The sequence below is a fragment of the Streptomyces tagetis genome (assembly GCF_018069565.1).
In the GTDB taxonomy this organism is placed as follows: domain Bacteria; phylum Actinomycetota; class Actinomycetes; order Streptomycetales; family Streptomycetaceae; genus Streptomyces; species Streptomyces tagetis.
Window position 1 is genome coordinate 182,077 of the sequence record NZ_JAGPNL010000011.1, and the last position, 16,933, is coordinate 199,009.

Genomic DNA, 16,933 nt, shown 5'->3' on the forward strand with positions numbered 1-16,933 from the left:
GGTCATCGCGCCAGCCCCTCGGCCAGCGGGCCCAGGGCCAGCGCCGGGACGTAGGTGAGCGCGCCGACGATCAGGATGGTGCCCACCAGCAAACCGGCGAACAGGGGTTTCTCGGTGCGCAGGGTGCCCGCGGTGACCGGGGTCGGCCGGCGGCCCGCCAGCGATCCGGCCAGGGCGAGGACGAAGACGATCGGCAGGAAGCGACCCAGGAGCATGGCGAGCCCGGTCGTGGTGTTGAACCAGTCGGTGTTGGCGTCGAGCCCGGCGAAGGCGGAGCCGTTGTTGTTGGCGGCGGACGTGAAGGCGTACAGCACCTCGGTGAAGCCGTGCGCGCCCGGGTTGAGCATCGAGTGCCGCGGGGTCGGCAGGGCCATGGACAGGGCGGTGAGGACGAGCACCAGCGCGGGGGTGACCAGGAGGTAGAGCGCGGCCTGTTTGATCTCGCGGGGGCCGATCTTCTTGCCCAGGTACTCCGGGGTGCGGCCGACCATCAGCCCGGCGAGGAAGACGGCGATGACCGCCATGATCAGCATGCCGTAGAGGCCGGAGCCGGCGCCGCCGGGCGCGATCTCGCCGAGCGCCATGCCGAGCAGGGCGATCCCGCCGCCGAGTCCGGTGTACGAGGAGTGCGCGGAGTCGACGGCGCCGGTGGAGGTGAGCGTGGTGCTCACCGCGAACAGGGCCGACCCGGCGACCCCGAAGCGCACCTCCTTGCCCTCCAGGGCGCCGCCCGCGATCCGCAGGGCCCCCTCTCGGTGGGCGAACTCGGTCCACGTCATCAGCGCGAGGAATCCGGCCCAGATGACGGCCGTGGCGGCCAGGATCGCGTAGCCCTGTCGCACCGAGCCGGCCAGGACGCCGAAGGTGCGGGTCAGGGCGACCGGGATGACGAGGAGCAGGAAGACCTGGAAGAGGTTGGTGAAGGGCGTCGGGTTCTCGAAGGGGTGGGCGCTGTTGGCGTTGAAGTAGCCGCCCCCGTTGGTGCCGAGGACCTTGATGGCCTCCTGGGAGGCGACCGCGCCGCCGTCCCACTGCCGGGCGCCGCCGGTGAACTGGCCGACCTCGTGGACGCCGGCGAAGTTCTGGACGACCCCGCAGGCAGCGAGGACGAGCGCGGCGACGACGGCGAGCGGGAGCAGGACGCGGACGACGCCGCGCACCAGGTCGGCCCAGAAGTTGCCGAGTTCGGCGGTGCGGGTGTGGGCGAAGCCCCGGACGAGGGCGATGGCGACGGCCATGCCGACGGCGGCGGAGACGAAGTTCTGCACCGCGAGGCCACCGGTCTGCACGACGTGCCCGAGGGTCTGCTCCCCGGCGTACGACTGCCAGTCGGTGTTGGTCACGAAGGAGGCGGCCGTGTTGAACGCCTGCGGCGGCGGGACGGAGGCGAAGCCGAGGGAGCCCGGCAGGACGCCCTGGAGGCGCTGGAGCACGTAGAGCAGGACGACCCCGGCCAGGGAGAAGGCGAGGAGCGCGCGCAGGTAGGCGGGCCAGCGCATCCGGGTGTCCGGGTCGGCGCCGACGGCCCGGTAGATCCACCGCTCGACGCGCAGGTGCCGGGCGGAGGAGTAGACGCGGGCCATGTGGTCGCCGAGGGGAACGTACACGAGCGCGAGGGCGCCCAGGAGGGCGAGCGCCTGGAGGACGCCGGCGGTGACGGGACCCATCGCGGCGCTCAGAACCTCTCCGGGAAGATCAGGGCGAGGACGAGGTAGCCCAGCAGGGCGACGGCGGCGATGAGGCCGACGACGTCTTCGGCGGTCTCGACGCTCACGGCGCTCACAGCTTCGTCACCCCGCGCGCGACGAGGGCCACGAGCGCGAAGACCGCGATCGTGAGGGCGAGGTAGGCGGCGTCGGCCATCGTGCGCTCCCGGGGGGTCGGGTCGGCGGGGACAGGCGTACGGTCCGAGGAAATCGGCTGCCGGACCGGGAACGACCACCGTTGATGTGTCCCTTACGGCGGCCTGTCCGCCCTTGATACCGCTCTGACGGCTCCCGGCCGGGTGCGCCACGACGGGGAGCGCGCAGGGGTGACGCCCGCGGCGGGCGCGCGGCCGGGACGCGAGCCCCCGGCCGGCGACGCGGCGCCGCACGTCCCGGGACGGACGCGCCGCGCGGGTTACGGTGAGCGCGCCCTACGGGACATACCGCCCGATATCTCCTCCACGTCCCCCGAACTGACTCGTCAGCGAGGCGCCCCCATGAGCCTGAGCATCCGCAACCAGCTTCCCGGCACCGTCACCGCCGTCCTCCCCGGCGCGGCCATGGCGACGGTCCGCGTCCGTCTGGCCGGCGGCCAGGAACTCACCGCGGCGATCAGCCGGGAGGCCGTGGAGGAACTGGGCCTGGTCCCCGGCTCGGCCGTGCGCGCGCTGGTCAAGTCGACCGAGGTCTCCCTGGCCACCGCCCCCGTCGACGGCGTCTCCATCCGCAACGTGCTCCCGGGCACGGTCACCGGCGTCACCACCGGCGCCGCCATGGCCCTGGTCAAGGTCGACGCCGAGGGCGCCGGACTCACCGCCGTGATCACCCGGGAGGCCGTGGAGGAACTGGGCCTGTCGGCCGGGGTGCCGGTCGTGGCGCTGATCAAGTCGACCGAGGTGTCGCTGGCGACCGGGTGACGGCGAAGGGCCCCGCCCCGGCCGTCACGCGGCCGGGACGGAGCCCCTCGCACGGGCCCCTCCTCGGGGGCCGGGATCAGTCCTCGTACGCGTCCAGCGGCGGGCAGGAGCAGACGAGGTTGCGGTCGCCGAATGCCTGGTCGATCCGGCGCACCGGCGGCCAGTACTTGTCCGCGGCCGGCGCCCCGGCCGGGAAGACGGCCTCCTCGCGGGTGTACGCGTGCTCCCAGTCGCCGGCCAGCGCGGCGGCGGTGTGCGGCGCGTTGTGCAGCGGGTTGTCGTCGGCCGGCCACTCCCCGGAGCCGGTCTTCTCGATCTCCGCCCGGATGGCGATCATCGCGTCGCAGAACCGGTCGAGTTCGGCCAGGTCCTCGGACTCGGTCGGCTCGATCATCAGCGTCCCCGCCACCGGGAAGGACATGGTCGGCGCGTGGAAGCCGTAGTCGATCAGCCGCTTGGCGACGTCGTCGACGCTGACGCCGGTCGCCTTGGTCAGCGGGCGCAGGTCGATGATGCACTCGTGCGCGACCAGCCCGCCGGGACCGGTGTAGAGGACCGGGTAGTGCGGCTCCAGGCGCTTGGCGATGTAGTTGGCGGAGAGCACGGCCACCTGCGTGGCCCGCTTGAGCCCCTCGCCGCCCATGAGCCGGACGTACGACCAGGAGATCGGCAGGATGCCGGCCGAGCCCCACGGGGCCGCGGAGACCGGTCCGACGCCCGTGCTCGGGCCGGCGCCGGGCTGGAGCGGGTGGTTGGGCAGGTACGGCGCCAGGTGCTCGCGCACGGCCACCGGGCCGACGCCGGGACCGCCGCCGCCGTGCGGGATGCAGAAGGTCTTGTGCAGGTTCAGGTGCGAGACGTCGCCGCCGAAGTGGCCGGGCTTGGCGAGGCCGACCAGGGCGTTGAGGTTGGCGCCGTCCACGTACACCTGGCCGCCCGCCTCGTGCACCCGGGCGCAGATGTCGGCGACGTGCTCCTCGAAGACGCCGTGCGTCGACGGGTAGGTGATCATCAGCACGGCCAGCTCGTCGCGGTACTGCTCGATCTTGGCGCGCAGGTCGTCGATGTCGACCTCGCCGTCCTCGGCGGTCCTGACGACGACGACCTTCATGCCGGCCATGACCGCGCTGGCGGCGTTGGTGCCGTGCGCGGAGGACGGGATGAGGCAGACGGTGCGCTGCTCGTCGCCGTTGGCGCGGTGGTAGCCGCGGACGGCGAGCAGTCCGGCGAACTCGCCCTGCGAGCCGGCGTTGGGCTGGAGCGAGACCCGGTCGTACCCGGTGACCTCGGCCAGCCGCTCCTCCAGCTCCCGGATGAGGGTGAGGTAGCCCTGCGCCTGCTCGGCCGGCGCGAAGGGGTGCAGGGCGCCGAACTCGGGCCAGGTCACCGGCTCCATCTCGGTGGTGGCGTTGAGCTTCATGGTGCACGAGCCGAGCGGGATCATGCCGCGGTCCAGCGCGTAGTCGCGGTCGGCGAGCCGGCGCAGATAGCGCAGCATCGCCGTCTCGGAACGGTGCTGGTGGAAGACGGGGTGCGTCAGGTACTCGTCGGTGCGCAGCAGCGCCGCGGGCAGGGCGTCGTCGGTCGAGGCGTCCAGCACGTCGAGGTCGCCCTCGACGCCGAAGGCGTGCCAGACGCCGCCGACCTGGGCGCGGGTGGTGGTCTCGTCGCAGGCGACGGAGACGTGGTCGGCGTCGACGAACCGCAGGTTGATGCCGTTCTCGCGGGCGGCGGCGACGACCTCGGCGGCGCGGCCGGGCACCTGGGCGGTGACGGTGTCGAAGTAGGCGCCGTGCACGATCTCGACGCCGCCGGCGGCCAGGCCCGCGGCGAGGAGACGGGCGTAGCGGTGGGTGCGCCGCGCGATGGTCCGCAGCCCCTCGGGGCCGTGGTAGACGGCGTACATGCCGGCCATGACGGCGAGGAGCACCTGCGCGGTGCAGATGTTGCTGGTGGCCTTCTCGCGGCGGATGTGCTGCTCGCGGGTCTGGAGCGCGAGGCGGTAGGCGCGGTTGCCGTCGGCGTCCACGGAGACGCCGACGAGGCGGCCGGGCAGGCTGCGCGCGAACCGCTCGCGCACGGCCATGTAGCCGGCGTGCGGTCCGCCGAAGCCCATCGGCACGCCGAAGCGCTGCGTGGTGCCGACGGCGATGTCGGCGCCCAGCTCGCCGGGCGAGGTGATCAGGGTGAGGGCGAGCAGGTCGGCGGCGACGGTGACGAGGGCGCCGAGTCCGTGCGCCTGCTCGATCAGCGGCCTGATGTCGCGTACGGCACCGGAGGCGCCCGGGTACTGGACGAGCACGCCGTTGATCTCGCGCTCGGCGACCTCGGCGGGGATGCCCTCGCTCAGGTCGGCGACGACGACCTCGACGCCGGTCGGTTCGGCGCGGGTGCGGATCACGGCGACGGTCTGCGGCAGGGCGTCCGCGTCGACGAGGAACAGGCCCTTCTTGTTCTTGCCCATGCGCCGGGACAGGGCCATCGCCTCGGCGGCGGCGGTGCCCTCGTCGAGCAGCGAGGCGCCCGAGGTCGGCAGGCCGGTGAGGTCGGCGACCGTGGTCTGGAAGTTGAGCAGGGCCTCCAGCCGGCCCTGCGAGATCTCGGGCTGGTACGGGGTGTACGCGGTGTACCAGGCCGGGTTCTCCATGATGTTGCGCAGGATGACCGGCGGGGTGAAGGTCCCGTGGTAGCCAAGGCCGATCATCGAGTCGAGGACCTGGTTGCGGTCGGCGAGGGAGCGCAGCTCGGCCAGCACCTCGGCCTCGGAGCGCGCGTCCGGCAGGTCCAGCGCGTCGGCGTTCTTGATCACATCGGGGACCGCGGCGGCCGTCAGCTCGTCGAGCGATCCGTAACCGACCTGCGCGAGCATCTTGGCCCGTGCCTCGGCGTCGGGGCCGATATGGCGCTGTTCGAAGGGCATGGCCGCTTCGAGCGCGGAGAGCGGTGTGCGGGGGACGGTCATGGCGGGGGCCTCCTGGTCTGCGCGACCTTCGAGGGGCACCACGGCGCGGGTGCCCGGACGGCCTCCCCCTCTGTCATCTCGACCTGAGAGCTTCACCGGGCCGCCCGAGGGCGCCGGCTTTCACCGTCGGTGAGAGCGGAAGCCGTCGACACCCGCCCTGCTTTCCAGAGTGACCTCGTCCGTGCGGTACGTGAGCCTGAGAGATTCCGGGGAGGAGTTGCTCCTTCGGCGCCTCCGGAGACCCCCGGAGGACTCTCCCGCACGGGATCGTCAGCCGTTTGCCAGCCTACCAGCGAGGCCGCCGGCCGGTCCGGTCCGTGGACACCCCGGGCTTCGAGTGGCCGTACGACCCGATGTGCCCTTTTGTAGGAGCTACGGTGATTTCGCCGGATGCTGTGCGACCCAGTGGAGGGCCCGTGCGTACCGACATCGACCCGCGCAACCTGATCGGCCGCAAGGCGTTCGACCGCAACGGCACCAAGATCGGCACCATCGACGAGGTCTATCTCGACGACGCCACCGGCATCCCCGAGTGGGCGGCCATACGGACCGGGTTCTTCAGCCGCGACGCCTTCGTGCCGCTGGAGCCCAGCGAACTCGTGGACGGCACCCTGCGCGTGCCCTTCGACCGGGCCCTGGTCAAGGAGGCCCCCGACTTCGGCGTCGGCCGCCACCTCTCCCCGGAGCAGGAGCTCCAGCTCTACCACCACTACGGCCTCGACGTGGCCGCCCCTCCCCCGCCGCCCGACCGCGACTTCGGCAATCTGGCCGGCCAGGGCAGCGAGGACACCTGACCCACCGCCGGGCGGGTGGGGTACGGAGCCGGGCCCGGGGGCGCCGCACGCCGGCCGTACCGCCCCCGGGGCGCCTCGGCGCGGGGCCGGTCACGCGCCGGGCTCGTCGGGGCCGTCACCGGTCTCGTCCTTGGCCTCGCCTTCTCCTTTGCCTTCTCCTTCGCCTTTGCCGGGCGGGACCAGCGGCAGCGGCTCCGCCGGTTCCAGCTCCGGATCGTCCACCGGGAAGGTCCGCACCCGGCCCGGCCCGGAGTACGGCGTCTCGAACCGCACCGTGACCCGCCCCAGACCGCTGCCCTGCGCCCAGCCGTGCCCGAACCGCGCGTGCCGCAGATCGTGCCCCGAGGGCCACCGGCGCGCGGCCGGCTCCTCGGTCCGCCGCCCGGCGGGCTCGGCGGGCTCCTCGGCCGGTTCGGCGGCCCGCTCCCCCGCCGCCTGCGCGAACAGGTCCTCCTGCGTGTAGTCGGCGAGACCGCTGACGCCGACCCCGAGCAGCCGCACCCCGCCCGTGGTGTCCACCGCGTCCAGCAGCCGCCCGGCGGCCTCCCGGACCACGCCCGGATCGTCCGTGGGCCCGCGCAGCGTCTCGGAGCGGGTCAGCGTGGAGAAGTCGTAACGGCGGACCTTGAGGACGATGGTCCGCCCGGACAGCCCGGCCTCACGCAGCCGCCGCACGCACCGGTCGGCCAGCCGCCGCACCTCCACCCCCACCCGTACCCGGTCGTGGATGTCCACGTCGTAGGTGTCCTCGACCGAGACCGACTTGGTCTCCCGCTCGGCGACCACCGGCCGGTCGTCGTGGGCCAGCGCCATCGCGTACAAGCCGTGACCGTGGGCCTTGCCGACCAGCCGCACCAGCTCGTCCTCGCCCGCCTCGGCGATCTCGCCGACGGTGGTGATGCCGGCCCGGCGCAGGTGGTCGCCGGTGGCCGGACCGACGCCGGGCAGGGTGCGCACGGGCAGGGGGGCCAGCAGCTCCCGCTCGGTGCCCGGCTCGATCAGCACCAGTCCGTCGGGCTTGGCCTCCTCGGAGGCGATCTTGGCGAGCATCTTGGACGCGGCCAGCCCCACCGAGCCGGTCAGACCGGTGGCCTCCCGGATCGAGGCCCGCAGCCGCGCCCCGGCCCGCCGCGCCGAGGCGGCGTCCCAGGCGGCCCCGCCGGCCTCCAGGTCGACGAATGCCTCGTCGAGGCTCAACGGCTCCACCAGCGGCGACAGCGCCCGCAGCAGGCCCATCACCTGCTCGCTGATCGACCGGTACAGCCCGAAGCGCGGCACCAGACAGGCGGCATGCGGGGCGAGCCGGCGGGCCTGGCCCATCGGCATCGCGGAGTGCACCCCGAAGACGCGGGCCTCGTAGGAGGCGGTGGCGACCACGCCCCGGGGCCCGAGCCCGCCCACGACGACGGCCTTCCCGCGCAGACTCGGCTTGGACGCCTGCTCCACCGAGGCGAAGAAGGCGTCCATGTCCAGGTGCAGGATGGTGGGCGCGGCTCTCACGTCTCCGATGCTGCCCTACGCCACTGACAACGGCGCTGGGGCCCGCGGGCCCTGGGCCGGGCTTTGGCCGACGGCACAGCGGCGCGCGGGCCCCAGCGGGCCGCCGAGGGGCCTCAGACCGCCCTGTTCCGGCGCCGGGCCAGCTCGTCGGCCGGATTGTGCCCGACGAGGGTCTCCCCCGTGTCGATCCGCTCGCCGTGGAGCTGCGACAGGGCGCTCTCGACGTCCCGCCAGACCACGCCGACGGCGATGCCGAAGATGCCCTGGCCGCCCTGGAGCAGCGCGTGCACCTCGTCGGGCGAGGTGCACTCGTAGACCGTGGCGCCGTCGCTCATCAGCGTCATCCGCTCCAGGTCGCCCAAGCCCTGCTCCCGCAGGTGCCGGACGGTGGTGCGGATGTTCTGAAGGGAGACGCCGGTGTCGAGGAACCGCTTGACGACCTTCAGGACGACCACGTCGCGGAAGCTGTACAGGCGCTGGGTCCCGGAGCCGTGCGCGGGCCGCACGCTGGGCTCCACGAGCCCGGTGCGGGCCCAGTAGTCGAGTTGCCGGTAGGTGATGCCGGCCGCCGCGCAGGCCGTCGGCCCGCGGTAGCCGATCTGCTCGGTCGCCATGGCCCTCGCTCCTCCGCCGCCGGGCACGGCCGTCGGTCGCTGCGGAGCGTGGTCGGCCCTGCCACCGTGCGGGGCGTGTCCCCCGCCCGGCCGGAGCCTGGAACCCGGTGGCGGATACGGTCCGCCCGCCCCGAGGCCGCCGGCGCCATCCCCAGCCGTACCGTCGCCGCTGATCCTCACGCCGACCTCCGTCCTTGACCTGCCTCCTCGACGGTAGGCAGTCACCAAGGGTGCGTCAACGATCGCCACACTCGGCACGCCGAGTGATAATCACCCTTCGAGTGGTTTCGCGTGACCCACCGCGGGGAAAGGCTAGCCGAATGTGCCCGGAGGCCGGTGGTGGGGCCGCTCCGGAGCGGCCCGCGGATCACTGGTTGCTGGTGCCGAAGTCCTCCGGCGAGATCTGGTCGAGGAACTCGCGGAACTTCTCCACTTCGTCCTCCTGCTCGTCCGGAATGGCGATGCCGGCGTCGTCGAGTACCTCGTCGCTGCCGTAGATCGGCGTTCCGGTGCGCAGGGCGAGCGCTATGGCGTCGGACGGCCGGGCGCTCACCTCGACTCCGCTCGCGAAGACCAGCTCGGCGTAGAAGACCCCCTCACGCAGGTCCGTGATGCGTACTTCCGTGAGCTCCTGGCCGACGGCTTCCAGCACGTCCTTGAACAGGTCGTGGGTCAGCGGCCGTGCCGGAGCCATGCCCTGCTGGGCGAAGGCGATCGCCGTCGCCTCGCCCGGTCCGATCCAGATGGGAAGGTAGCGGTCGCCTCCCACCTCGCGCAGCAGCACGATCGGTTGGTTGGAGGGCATCTCGACCCGGACACCTACGACATCGAGCTCGTTCACACAGCAACCCTAGGCCGTGCCCGGGACCTTTGGGTAGTCGGGCCGGGCACGGGTGGGAGAGATCCGGGCCCGGGGCCCGGCCGGTTCAGGGCAGGCGCACCCCGAGGGCGGTCCGCACCAGCGCCGCGTGCAGCCGCACCGTCAGCCCCGCCAGCTCGTTGGTGCGCTCCTCGGCATGTGCCCTGGTCTGCGGGTTGCGGTGGCGCCTCAGCGGGGCCACCACCTGGTCCACCAGACCGGCCTCCCGGTCGGCGGCGGCCTTCATCACCCGCAGGTGGCGCGGCTCGATCCCGAACCGCCCCAGCTCGGTGACGAGCGCGGCCACGGTGACGGCCTCGGCGTCGTACGCCCCGTCGGGCAGCGGCGCGATGAGCCCGTAGGACTCCCACTCCTCCAGGTCGCCGCTCTCGATCCCGGCCGCGGCGAGCAGCTCGTCGCGGCCGAGCCGGGCGGCCGTCGGCCCCTCGTCGGTGACCTCGGGGAACTCTCCGTCCCGCGGCCGGCCGAGGGAGGGCAGCCGCACGGCCTCGCCGCGCTCCACGGCGTCCAGGTGCTCCCGGATCGCCTTGAGCGGCAGGTAGTGGTCCCGCTGTATGCGCAGCACCTGGCCGAGCCGCTCGACGTCGCCCGCGCTGAACTTGCGGTATCCGGCGGGGGTCCGCCGCGGCTCGACGAGCCCCTCCGCCTCCAGGAAACGGATCTTGGAGATGGTGATGTCGGGGAACTCGTCGCGCAGCGCGTGCAGCACCGTGCCGATGCTCATCAGCCCACTGTCCGCGGCGGTGGTGCCGTGTCCGGCACCACCGCTCGGTGTTTGAAGCATGGACCTTCCCTGGTCCCCCGGACCGGTCCGGGGGAGAGTCAGTAGCCCCGCTGGCTCGCGTAGAAGACCAGCCGGTACTTGCCGATCTGCACCTCGTCGCCGTTGGACAGCGCGACCTGGTCGATCCGCTCCCGGTTGACGTACGTACCGTTCAGGCTGCCGACGTCGGCGACCGTGAACGAGCCGTCCGCGCCACGGCGGAACTCCACGTGCCGGCGCGAGACCGTCACGTCGTCCAGGAAGATGTCGCTCTGCGGATGACGGCCCGCGGTGGTCAGCTCGCCGTCCAGCAGGAAGCGGCTGCCCGAGTTCGGACCGCGGCGCACCACGAGGAGCGCGGAGCCCAGCGGCAGCGCGTCGACGGCCGCCTGCGCCTCGGGCGACAGGGACGGCATCGCCGTCTGTCCGGTGACCTCGGCGTCGTACGCCTCCAGGCCGGAGATGGAGATCGTGGACGTCGTCTCGGAGGAGCGCTCCGGAGCCGCCCCGCCACGCAGCGGAGCGCCGCAGTGGGAGCAGAAGCGGCTGTTCTCCCCGTTGCGGTTTCCGCACCTCGTACAGACCAGGGCCGACATGGAGTCCTCCTGCCGCGATTGCCCGAAACCTATGCCTCCGGGCTGCGCGGGGTCAACGGACGCCGCGCCCTGACCACCGGAAGTGTCACCGCCCGGACCAGCCACCTGGTCCCGGAACAGCGGACGCCGGCCGTCCGCCTCGGACTGCTCCGCGCGGTGGCGGGCAGTGGCGTTGTCGCGGCCCTCTCGCGGGCTCTTGCCGAACAACTTCGCAAACAACTTCACGGGCGATTCCCCTTGACCGAAACAGACCCGCCCGTGGGGCAGGACGAACCCTGACTGAACGTACTGGCCGACCCGGACACCTTCACAACGTCCGTCTCCACCAGACAGTTTCCACCACGCACCACCCAATCGGTGCGCCGACCCCCCGCAACCTCATGCCCTCGCCGGTCGCCGCGCATGCACCGCCGGTTCACCGGGAGGACGACCGAGCGTAGTCAGGCCGCTTCGCCGCTCGCAAGGCGTCCACGACGATCTTGCTCGACCGCTCCACAGTAACGGTGGCCTGTTCCTTTTCGAGAGTCTGCACGACGCCCCCAGGGATGTTGAGTGCCGGTTCGAGGTCCTGCGGCTTGCCGATGACCTGGAAACGATAGGGCGCGTTGATCTTGTTCCCGTCGACGCTCACACTCTTGCCTGATTCCGTCAGATAGGTGCCGGCCACGATCCGCACGCCGTTCACCTGGATCGCCTCGGCACCCGCCGCGCGCAGCTCCTGGATGGCGTCGAGCAGCATGTCCGCCTCGACCGTCCCCATCGTGTCCTCGATCGTCACCGTGATGCCGGGCCCCTGCGCGGCCACGGTGCCCGCGAGGATGCCGAGTTGACGCTCCTTCTCCAGCGTCTGCCTGCGGGCCTCCTCCGCCTGGTCGGAGCTGTTCTCCAACTCCTCGCGCTGCTTCTCCAGACCCTGCCTCTCATCCTCCAGACGCTCCGTGCGGTCGTCGAGTTCATCGAGGATGCGGACCAGATCCTCCTGGCGGGCTCCGCGCAGCGCGCTGTCGCCACCGCTGTTGGAGGCCACCTGGACGGCCAGGCCGAAGCCAAGGCCGAACAGGAGCAGGGCGACGATGAGTTGGGCCCGGGTGACGCGGGGCGGCCACAGGCCGTTCACCAGGCGCTCCCGGCCGGTCAGCGGAGCCGGGGGCTCCGGGTCCGGGGGCGGGGCGTCGTCCGGGGCCGGGGGCTGGGCGTCCGGGGCCGGAGGCGGGGCGTCGTCCGAGGCCGGGAGCGGGGCGTCGTCCCGGGCCGGGGGCGGGGCGTCCGGGGGCGCGGTGGGCTCCCCGGGGGCGCCCTCCGCCGGTTCGGCGGGCCGCTCGCTCTTCCCGGGCCGGTCGGCCGGCGGCACCCACGGGGGGAGGGGCTTGCGGAGGCGGTCGTCGGGCCGCTCGTCGTGGTCGCTCATCGGCCTCACGCCCGGAAGACGTGCCGGCGGATCGCCGCGGCGTTGGAGAAGATGCGGATGCCGAGCACGACCACGACGCCGGTGGAGAGCTGGGCGCCCACGCCGAGCTTGTCGCCGAGGAACACGATCAGCGCGGCGACCACCACGTTGGACAGGAACGACACCACGAAGACCTTGTCGTCGAAGATGCCGTCGAGCATGGCCCGCAGACCGCCGAAGACCGCGTCGAGCGCCGCCACGACGGCGATCGGCAGGTACGGCTCGACGGCCGCCGGCACCTCGGGCTGTACCAACAGGCCGGCCACGACTCCCACGACGAGGCCCAGTACGGCGATCACTATGTGCCCTTCCCGGTTATCGGCTGTGCGGTTCGTACGATCACACTCGGTGCGGCGGGCAGCCGGAGGTCCCCCGCCTGGGACAGGGCCGTGCGGATGCCGTAGTTCTCCTGCAAGGCGTGCAGGTACAGCCCGTCGGCGCTGTCCTGGAAGGCCGTGGCGAGCCGCTTGCCGTCCCCCACCGCGAGCACCGTGTACGGCGGCACCAGCGGCCTGTTGTCGACCAGTATCGCGTCTCCGGCGGCCCTGATCGCCGACAGGGCGGTCAGCCGCTGCCCGTTGATGGAGACGGCCTCCGCCCCGGACTCCCACAGGCCGTTGACCACGCGCTGCATGTCGCGGTCGCGGAGCCGGCCGGTGTCGGCGAAGCCGGAGGTGCCGCGCGGCCGTCCGTCGCCGCCGGTGGTGTCCTTGGCGTCGTCGACGACGAGTCTCACCCCGGGCCCGTGCACCGCGACGGCGCCGGCGAGCATGCCGACGAGGTCGGAGGGATCGCTGTCGCCGGTCTTCTCCAGCGCCTCGCGCCGGCGCGCGTCGACGTCGTCGCGGAGTTCGTCGACGTCCTTCTCCAGCCTGTCCGCGGCGTCGGTCTCCCCCGCGATGCGGTCGATCAGCTCCTCGCGCTCCTTGGCGACGACGGGGGCGGCGACCCGCGCCTGGGCCGCGCCGACCGTGACGACCAGGGCCGCGAGCACCAGTCCGGCCGCGAGCCCGAGCTGGGAGCGGACCGTCTTCGGCCGTGTGCCGGTGCCCTCGGCCTTCTTCCGCGCGGCAGCCTCGGCGTAGCCCTCGTCGAGGCTGTGGTCCATCACGTTGGTGATCAACGACATGGAGGCGTCCGGGCGTGCGGGCCGCCGCGTGGATGTGCTCCGAACGGGGGGTTGCTGCGGCATGCCGCACATCGTCGCACGCTTCGGCCGCTTGCTTCCGAACGGGCCCACCGGCGTGCCGGACAGGCCCCCTTGGGGACACTTGTCCGGCACGCGCGCGTGGAGGGTGGTTTTACCGTCCGGCGCTGTCCACGACCGCCGACCACTCGTCGAGCAGGGCCTGCGCGGAGGCGTCGTCGGGCCCCTCGGCCCACAGGTGGGTGACGGCCTCGGCCGGGTCGGGCAGCACCATCACCCAGCGCCCGTCGGTCTCGACGACCCGGACGCCGTCGGTGGTGTCCACGAAGCGGTCTCCGGCCGCCTCGACGACCCGCCGCATCACCAGGCCCTTGACGGCCCACGGGGTGGCCAGGTCCCGCTTGAGGACGTGAGCCCGCGGGATGCGCGCGTCGATCTGGCTCAGGGTGAGCTGGGTGCGGGCGACAAGCCCGATCAGGCGGACGAAGGCGGCGGTGCCGTCGTAGACGCGGCTGGACTCGGGGACGATGAAGCCGCCCTTGCCGTCGCCGCCGAAGATGGTCCCTTCCTCGCCGCCCACGCGGGTCAGATCGTCCGGGGACGTCGTCGTCCACTCGACCTGGGTGCCGTGGTAGGCGGCGACCTGTTCGGCGATCCTGGTGGTCGTCACGGGCAGCGCCACCCGCCCGCTGCGCCGCTCGGCGGCGATCAGGTCGAGCATCACCAGCAGGGCCCGGTCGTCCTCGATGATGCGGCCCTTCTCGTCCACCAGGGAGAGCCGCTCGCCGACCGGGTCGAAGCGCACGCCGAACGCGGCCCGCGAGGACGCGACGATCTCGCCGAGCCGTACCAGTCCGGAGCGGCGCACGTCGGCCGACTCCGTCGGCCGGGACTCGTCCAGGCCCGGGTTGATGGTCAGCGAGTCGACGCCCAGCTTCCCGAGGAGGGAGGGCAGGACGAGCCCGGCGCTGCCGTTGGAGGCGTCCACGACCACCTTGAGCCCCGACTCGGCGATCCCGCCGATGTCGACGTTCCGCAGCAGCGAGCCGGTGTACGAGTCGAACACGCTGGACGGGAAGTGCAGGTCGCCGATCTCACCGGGGAACGCGCGCCGGTACTCCTGCCGCGCGAAGACCCGGTCCAGCTTGCGCTGGCTGCCCTGGGACAGGTCGGCGCCCTCACTGTCGAAGAACATGATGTCGACCGAGTCCGGCACGCCGAGCGTGGTGCGGATCATGATGCCGCCGGCGCTGCCCCGCGCGGTCTGCTGCCGTGCCACGGGCAGCGGGACGTTCTCCAGGTCCCGCACGTCGATGGCGCTGGCCTGGAGGGCGGAGATCACGGCCCGCTTCAGCGCGCGGGCGCCGCGCGAGTGGTCGCGGGCCGTGGTGACCGTGGACCCCTTCTTGAGGGTGGTCGCGTAGGCGCCCGCGAGCCGGACGGCCAGTTCCGGGGTGATCTCGACGTTGAGGATGCCGGAGACGCCGCGGGCGCCGAAGAGGTGCGCCTGGCCGCGGGACTCCCAGATGACCGAGGTGTTGACGAAGGCGCCGGCCTCGATGGTCTTGAACGGGTAGACCCGCACGTTGCCCTGGACGATCGATTCCTCGCCGATGAGGCATTCGTCGCCGATGACCGCGCCGTCCTCGATCCGCGCGGCCCGCATGATGTCGGTGTTCTTGCCGACGACGCAGCCGCGCAGGTTGCTGTGCGGACCAACGTACACGTTGTCGTGGACGACGGCCTTGTGGAGGAAGGCTCCGCTCTTGACGACGACGTTGGAGCCGACGACGGTGTGCTCGCGGATCTCGGCGCCGGCCTCGACCTTGGCGTAGTCGCCGATGTAGAGGGGGCCGCGCAGTTCTGCTTCGGGGTGCACCTCGGCGCCTTCGGCGACCCACACCCCGGGCGAGATCTCGAAACCGTCCATGTCGACGTCGACCTTGCCTTCGAGGACGTCGGCCTGGGCCTTCACATAGCTCTCGTGGGTGCCGACGTCCTCCCAGTAGCCCTCGGCGATATAGCCGTAGATGGGCTTGCCGTCCTTCAGCAACTGCGGGAAGACGTCGCCGGACCAGTCGACGGAGACGTCGGCCTCCACGTAGTCGAAGACCTCGGGTTCCATGACGTAGATACCCGTGTTCACGGTGTCCGAGAAGACCTGGCCCCAGGTCGGCTTCTCCAGGAACCGTTCGACCTTGCCTTCGTCATCGACGATGGTGATGCCGAATTCCAGCGGATTGGGGACACGTGTCAGGCATACGGTGACGAGCGCACCCTTTTCCTTGTGGAAATTGATCAGATCGGTGAGGTCGAAGTCGGTCAGGGCATCGCCGGAGATGACGAGGAAGGCATCGTCCTTGAGCGCCTCCTCGGCGTTCTTGACACTGCCGGCGGTACCGAGCGGCTTCTCCTCGTTCGCGTAGGAGAGCTCCATGCCCAGCTCTTCGCCGTCGCCGAAGTAGTTCTTGACGAGGGACGCCAGGAATTGGACCGTGACGACGGTCTCGCTGAGCCCATGCTTCTTGAGCAGCCGCAGCACGTGCTCCATGATCGGCCGGTTGACCACCGGCAGGAGCGGCTTGGGCATGCTCGAGGTCATGGGGCGAAGGCGTGTGCCTTCGCCTCCGGCCATCACGACAGCCTTCATGTCGGAAGCGTCCTCCTCTGAGAGACGACGGTCAGGCCGACCTGCACCCCTCCAGATTGTCCCGCACTTCTGCCGCACGGGCCATCCGGCCGCTCCGGCCGCACAATCGGTGAGTTCAATCGGCCTCGGTGTCCGCGCGTACCAAGCGTCGGACCTGTACCACGTAGAGAACTCCTGCCCACCAGTAGAGCGTTGTACCCCATCCTGCGAACGCCCATCCGAAAACAGCGGCGAGTGACGCGATCCATCCGCTTCCGTCGCTCAGCAGAAGCAGCGGGAAGGCGTACATGAGGTTGAAGGTGGCGGCCTTCCCGAGGAAGTTCACCTGGGGCGGCGGATAGCCGTGGCGCCGGAGGATGCCGACCATCACGAGCAGGACGGCCTCGCGGGCGAGAAGGACGAGGGTGAGCCAGAGCGGCAGGATCTCGCGCCAGGTGAGGCCGAGCAGGGTGGACAGGATGTACAGCCGGTCGGCCGCGGGGTCCAGGAGCCGGCCGAGGCTGCTGATCTGGTTCCAGCGCCGGGCGAGTTTCCCGTCCAGGTAGTCACTGACTCCGCTGAGGGCCAGCACGAGCAGGGCCCAGCCGTCGCTCTGCGGGCCGCCGAACTCCGGCCGGAGGATCAGCCACAGGAAGAGCGGTACGCCGGCGAGGCGGGCCATGCTGAGAATGTTCGGGATGGTGAGGACCCGGTCGGTCTGCACGCGGGTCTCCTGGACCTCCACGCGGGGGCCTCCTGGGGGAAATGAGCCGATGATGCCCGCCGAGCCTACCTCAACGCGAAAAAGCTCCGGCTCTCGGGGCATATCGCCCAAGAGCCGGAGCTGTAAAAGGAGTTCGGCGGCGTCCTACTCTCCCACAGGGTCCCCCCTGCAGTACCATCGGCGCTGTAGAGCTTAGCTTCCGGGTTCGGAATGTAACCGGGCGTTTCCCCTACGCTATAACCACCGAAACACTA

14 protein-coding genes, 1 rRNA gene, 1 pseudogene and 1 riboswitch are annotated in these 16,933 nt (G+C 71.8%); of the genes and pseudogenes, 2 read left to right on the plus strand and 14 right to left on the minus strand.

Going from position 1 to position 16,933, the window contains the following annotated elements:
* Window positions 1-2 precede the first annotated feature (2 nt).
* A complete protein-coding gene (gene kdpA, locus J5Y05_RS29900) occupies window positions 3-1,667 on the minus strand; it encodes a potassium-transporting ATPase subunit KdpA (RefSeq protein ID WP_210876426.1) in 1,665 nt (554 codons plus the stop codon).
* A gap of 8 nt (window positions 1,668-1,675) precedes the next feature.
* The gene (kdpF, locus tag J5Y05_RS29905; protein ID WP_210876448.1) at window positions 1,676-1,774 is read right to left on the minus strand and encodes a K(+)-transporting ATPase subunit F; all 99 of its coding nucleotides are present in this window, start codon (window positions 1,772-1,774) and stop codon (window positions 1,676-1,678) included.
* A 429-nt stretch (window positions 1,775-2,203) separates the two neighbouring features.
* On the opposite strand from kdpF, the gene J5Y05_RS29910 reads away from it, so the two are divergent.
* Entirely contained in the window at window positions 2,204-2,623 is a 420-nt protein-coding gene (locus J5Y05_RS29910; RefSeq protein WP_210876427.1) for a TOBE domain-containing protein, read from the plus strand.
* A 76-nt stretch (window positions 2,624-2,699) separates the two neighbouring features.
* Here the strand turns inward: J5Y05_RS29910 and gcvP are convergent, their stop codons facing one another.
* Window positions 2,700-5,585 carry an aminomethyl-transferring glycine dehydrogenase gene (gene gcvP / locus J5Y05_RS29915; protein WP_210876428.1) on the minus strand — a complete coding sequence of 962 codons (2,886 nt, stop codon included), beginning with the start codon at window positions 5,583-5,585 and terminating at the stop codon, window positions 2,700-2,702.
* A 174-nt stretch (window positions 5,586-5,759) separates the two neighbouring features.
* Window positions 5,760-5,855, minus strand: a riboswitch (glycine riboswitch).
* Between the two features lie 146 nt (window positions 5,856-6,001).
* On the opposite strand from gcvP, the gene J5Y05_RS29920 reads away from it, so the two are divergent.
* On the plus strand, window positions 6,002-6,379 hold the full coding sequence (locus tag J5Y05_RS29920; protein ID WP_210876429.1) for a PRC-barrel domain-containing protein: 378 nt from the start codon (window positions 6,002-6,004) through the stop codon (window positions 6,377-6,379).
* On the opposite strand, the pseudogene J5Y05_RS29925 reads toward J5Y05_RS29920, so the two are convergent.
* The 11 genes and pseudogenes from J5Y05_RS29925 to rrf all read right to left on the minus strand — a co-directional run bounded on the left by J5Y05_RS29925 (window position 6,295) and on the right by rrf (window position 16,927).
* A pseudogene (locus tag J5Y05_RS29925) lies at window positions 6,295-7,879 on the minus strand (DNA polymerase IV). The gene J5Y05_RS29920 and the pseudogene J5Y05_RS29925 overlap by 85 nt on opposite strands.
* 113 nt (window positions 7,880-7,992) lie before the next feature.
* A complete protein-coding gene (locus tag J5Y05_RS29930) occupies window positions 7,993-8,673 on the minus strand; it encodes a MerR family transcriptional regulator (RefSeq protein ID WP_210876431.1) in 681 nt (226 codons plus the stop codon).
* Window positions 8,674-8,860: 187 nt separating this feature from the next.
* Complete coding sequence (locus J5Y05_RS29935; protein ID WP_030418692.1) at window positions 8,861-9,334, minus strand: bifunctional nuclease family protein; 474 nt, start codon at window positions 9,332-9,334, stop codon at window positions 8,861-8,863.
* Window positions 9,335-9,419: 85 nt separating this feature from the next.
* A complete protein-coding gene (gene ftsR / locus J5Y05_RS29940; RefSeq protein WP_210876432.1) occupies window positions 9,420-10,157 on the minus strand; it encodes a transcriptional regulator FtsR in 738 nt (245 codons plus the stop codon).
* Between the two features lie 38 nt (window positions 10,158-10,195).
* Window positions 10,196-11,086 carry an FHA domain-containing protein gene (locus tag J5Y05_RS29945; RefSeq protein WP_210876433.1) on the minus strand — a complete coding sequence of 297 codons (891 nt, stop codon included), beginning with the start codon at window positions 11,084-11,086 and terminating at the stop codon, window positions 10,196-10,198.
* A 61-nt stretch (window positions 11,087-11,147) separates the two neighbouring features.
* Entirely contained in the window at window positions 11,148-12,140 is a 993-nt protein-coding gene (locus J5Y05_RS29950; RefSeq protein WP_210876434.1) for a DUF881 domain-containing protein, read from the minus strand.
* Between the two features lie 5 nt (window positions 12,141-12,145).
* Complete coding sequence (locus tag J5Y05_RS29955; protein WP_030418696.1) at window positions 12,146-12,478, minus strand: small basic family protein; 333 nt, start codon at window positions 12,476-12,478, stop codon at window positions 12,146-12,148.
* On the minus strand, window positions 12,478-13,308 hold the full coding sequence (locus J5Y05_RS29960; RefSeq protein WP_247615542.1) for a DUF881 domain-containing protein: 831 nt from the start codon (window positions 13,306-13,308) through the stop codon (window positions 12,478-12,480). Before J5Y05_RS29960 ends, J5Y05_RS29955 begins: the two co-directional genes overlap by 1 nt.
* Window positions 13,309-13,480: 172 nt before the next feature.
* Complete coding sequence (locus J5Y05_RS29965; RefSeq protein WP_210876436.1) at window positions 13,481-15,976, minus strand: mannose-1-phosphate guanyltransferase; 2,496 nt, start codon at window positions 15,974-15,976, stop codon at window positions 13,481-13,483.
* A 115-nt stretch (window positions 15,977-16,091) separates the two neighbouring features.
* A complete protein-coding gene (clsA, locus tag J5Y05_RS29970; protein ID WP_053914117.1) occupies window positions 16,092-16,700 on the minus strand; it encodes a cardiolipin synthase ClsA in 609 nt (202 codons plus the stop codon).
* A gap of 110 nt (window positions 16,701-16,810) precedes the next feature.
* Window positions 16,811-16,927, minus strand: a 5S ribosomal RNA gene (gene rrf, locus J5Y05_RS29975).
* Between the last annotated feature and the right edge of the window lie 6 nt (window positions 16,928-16,933).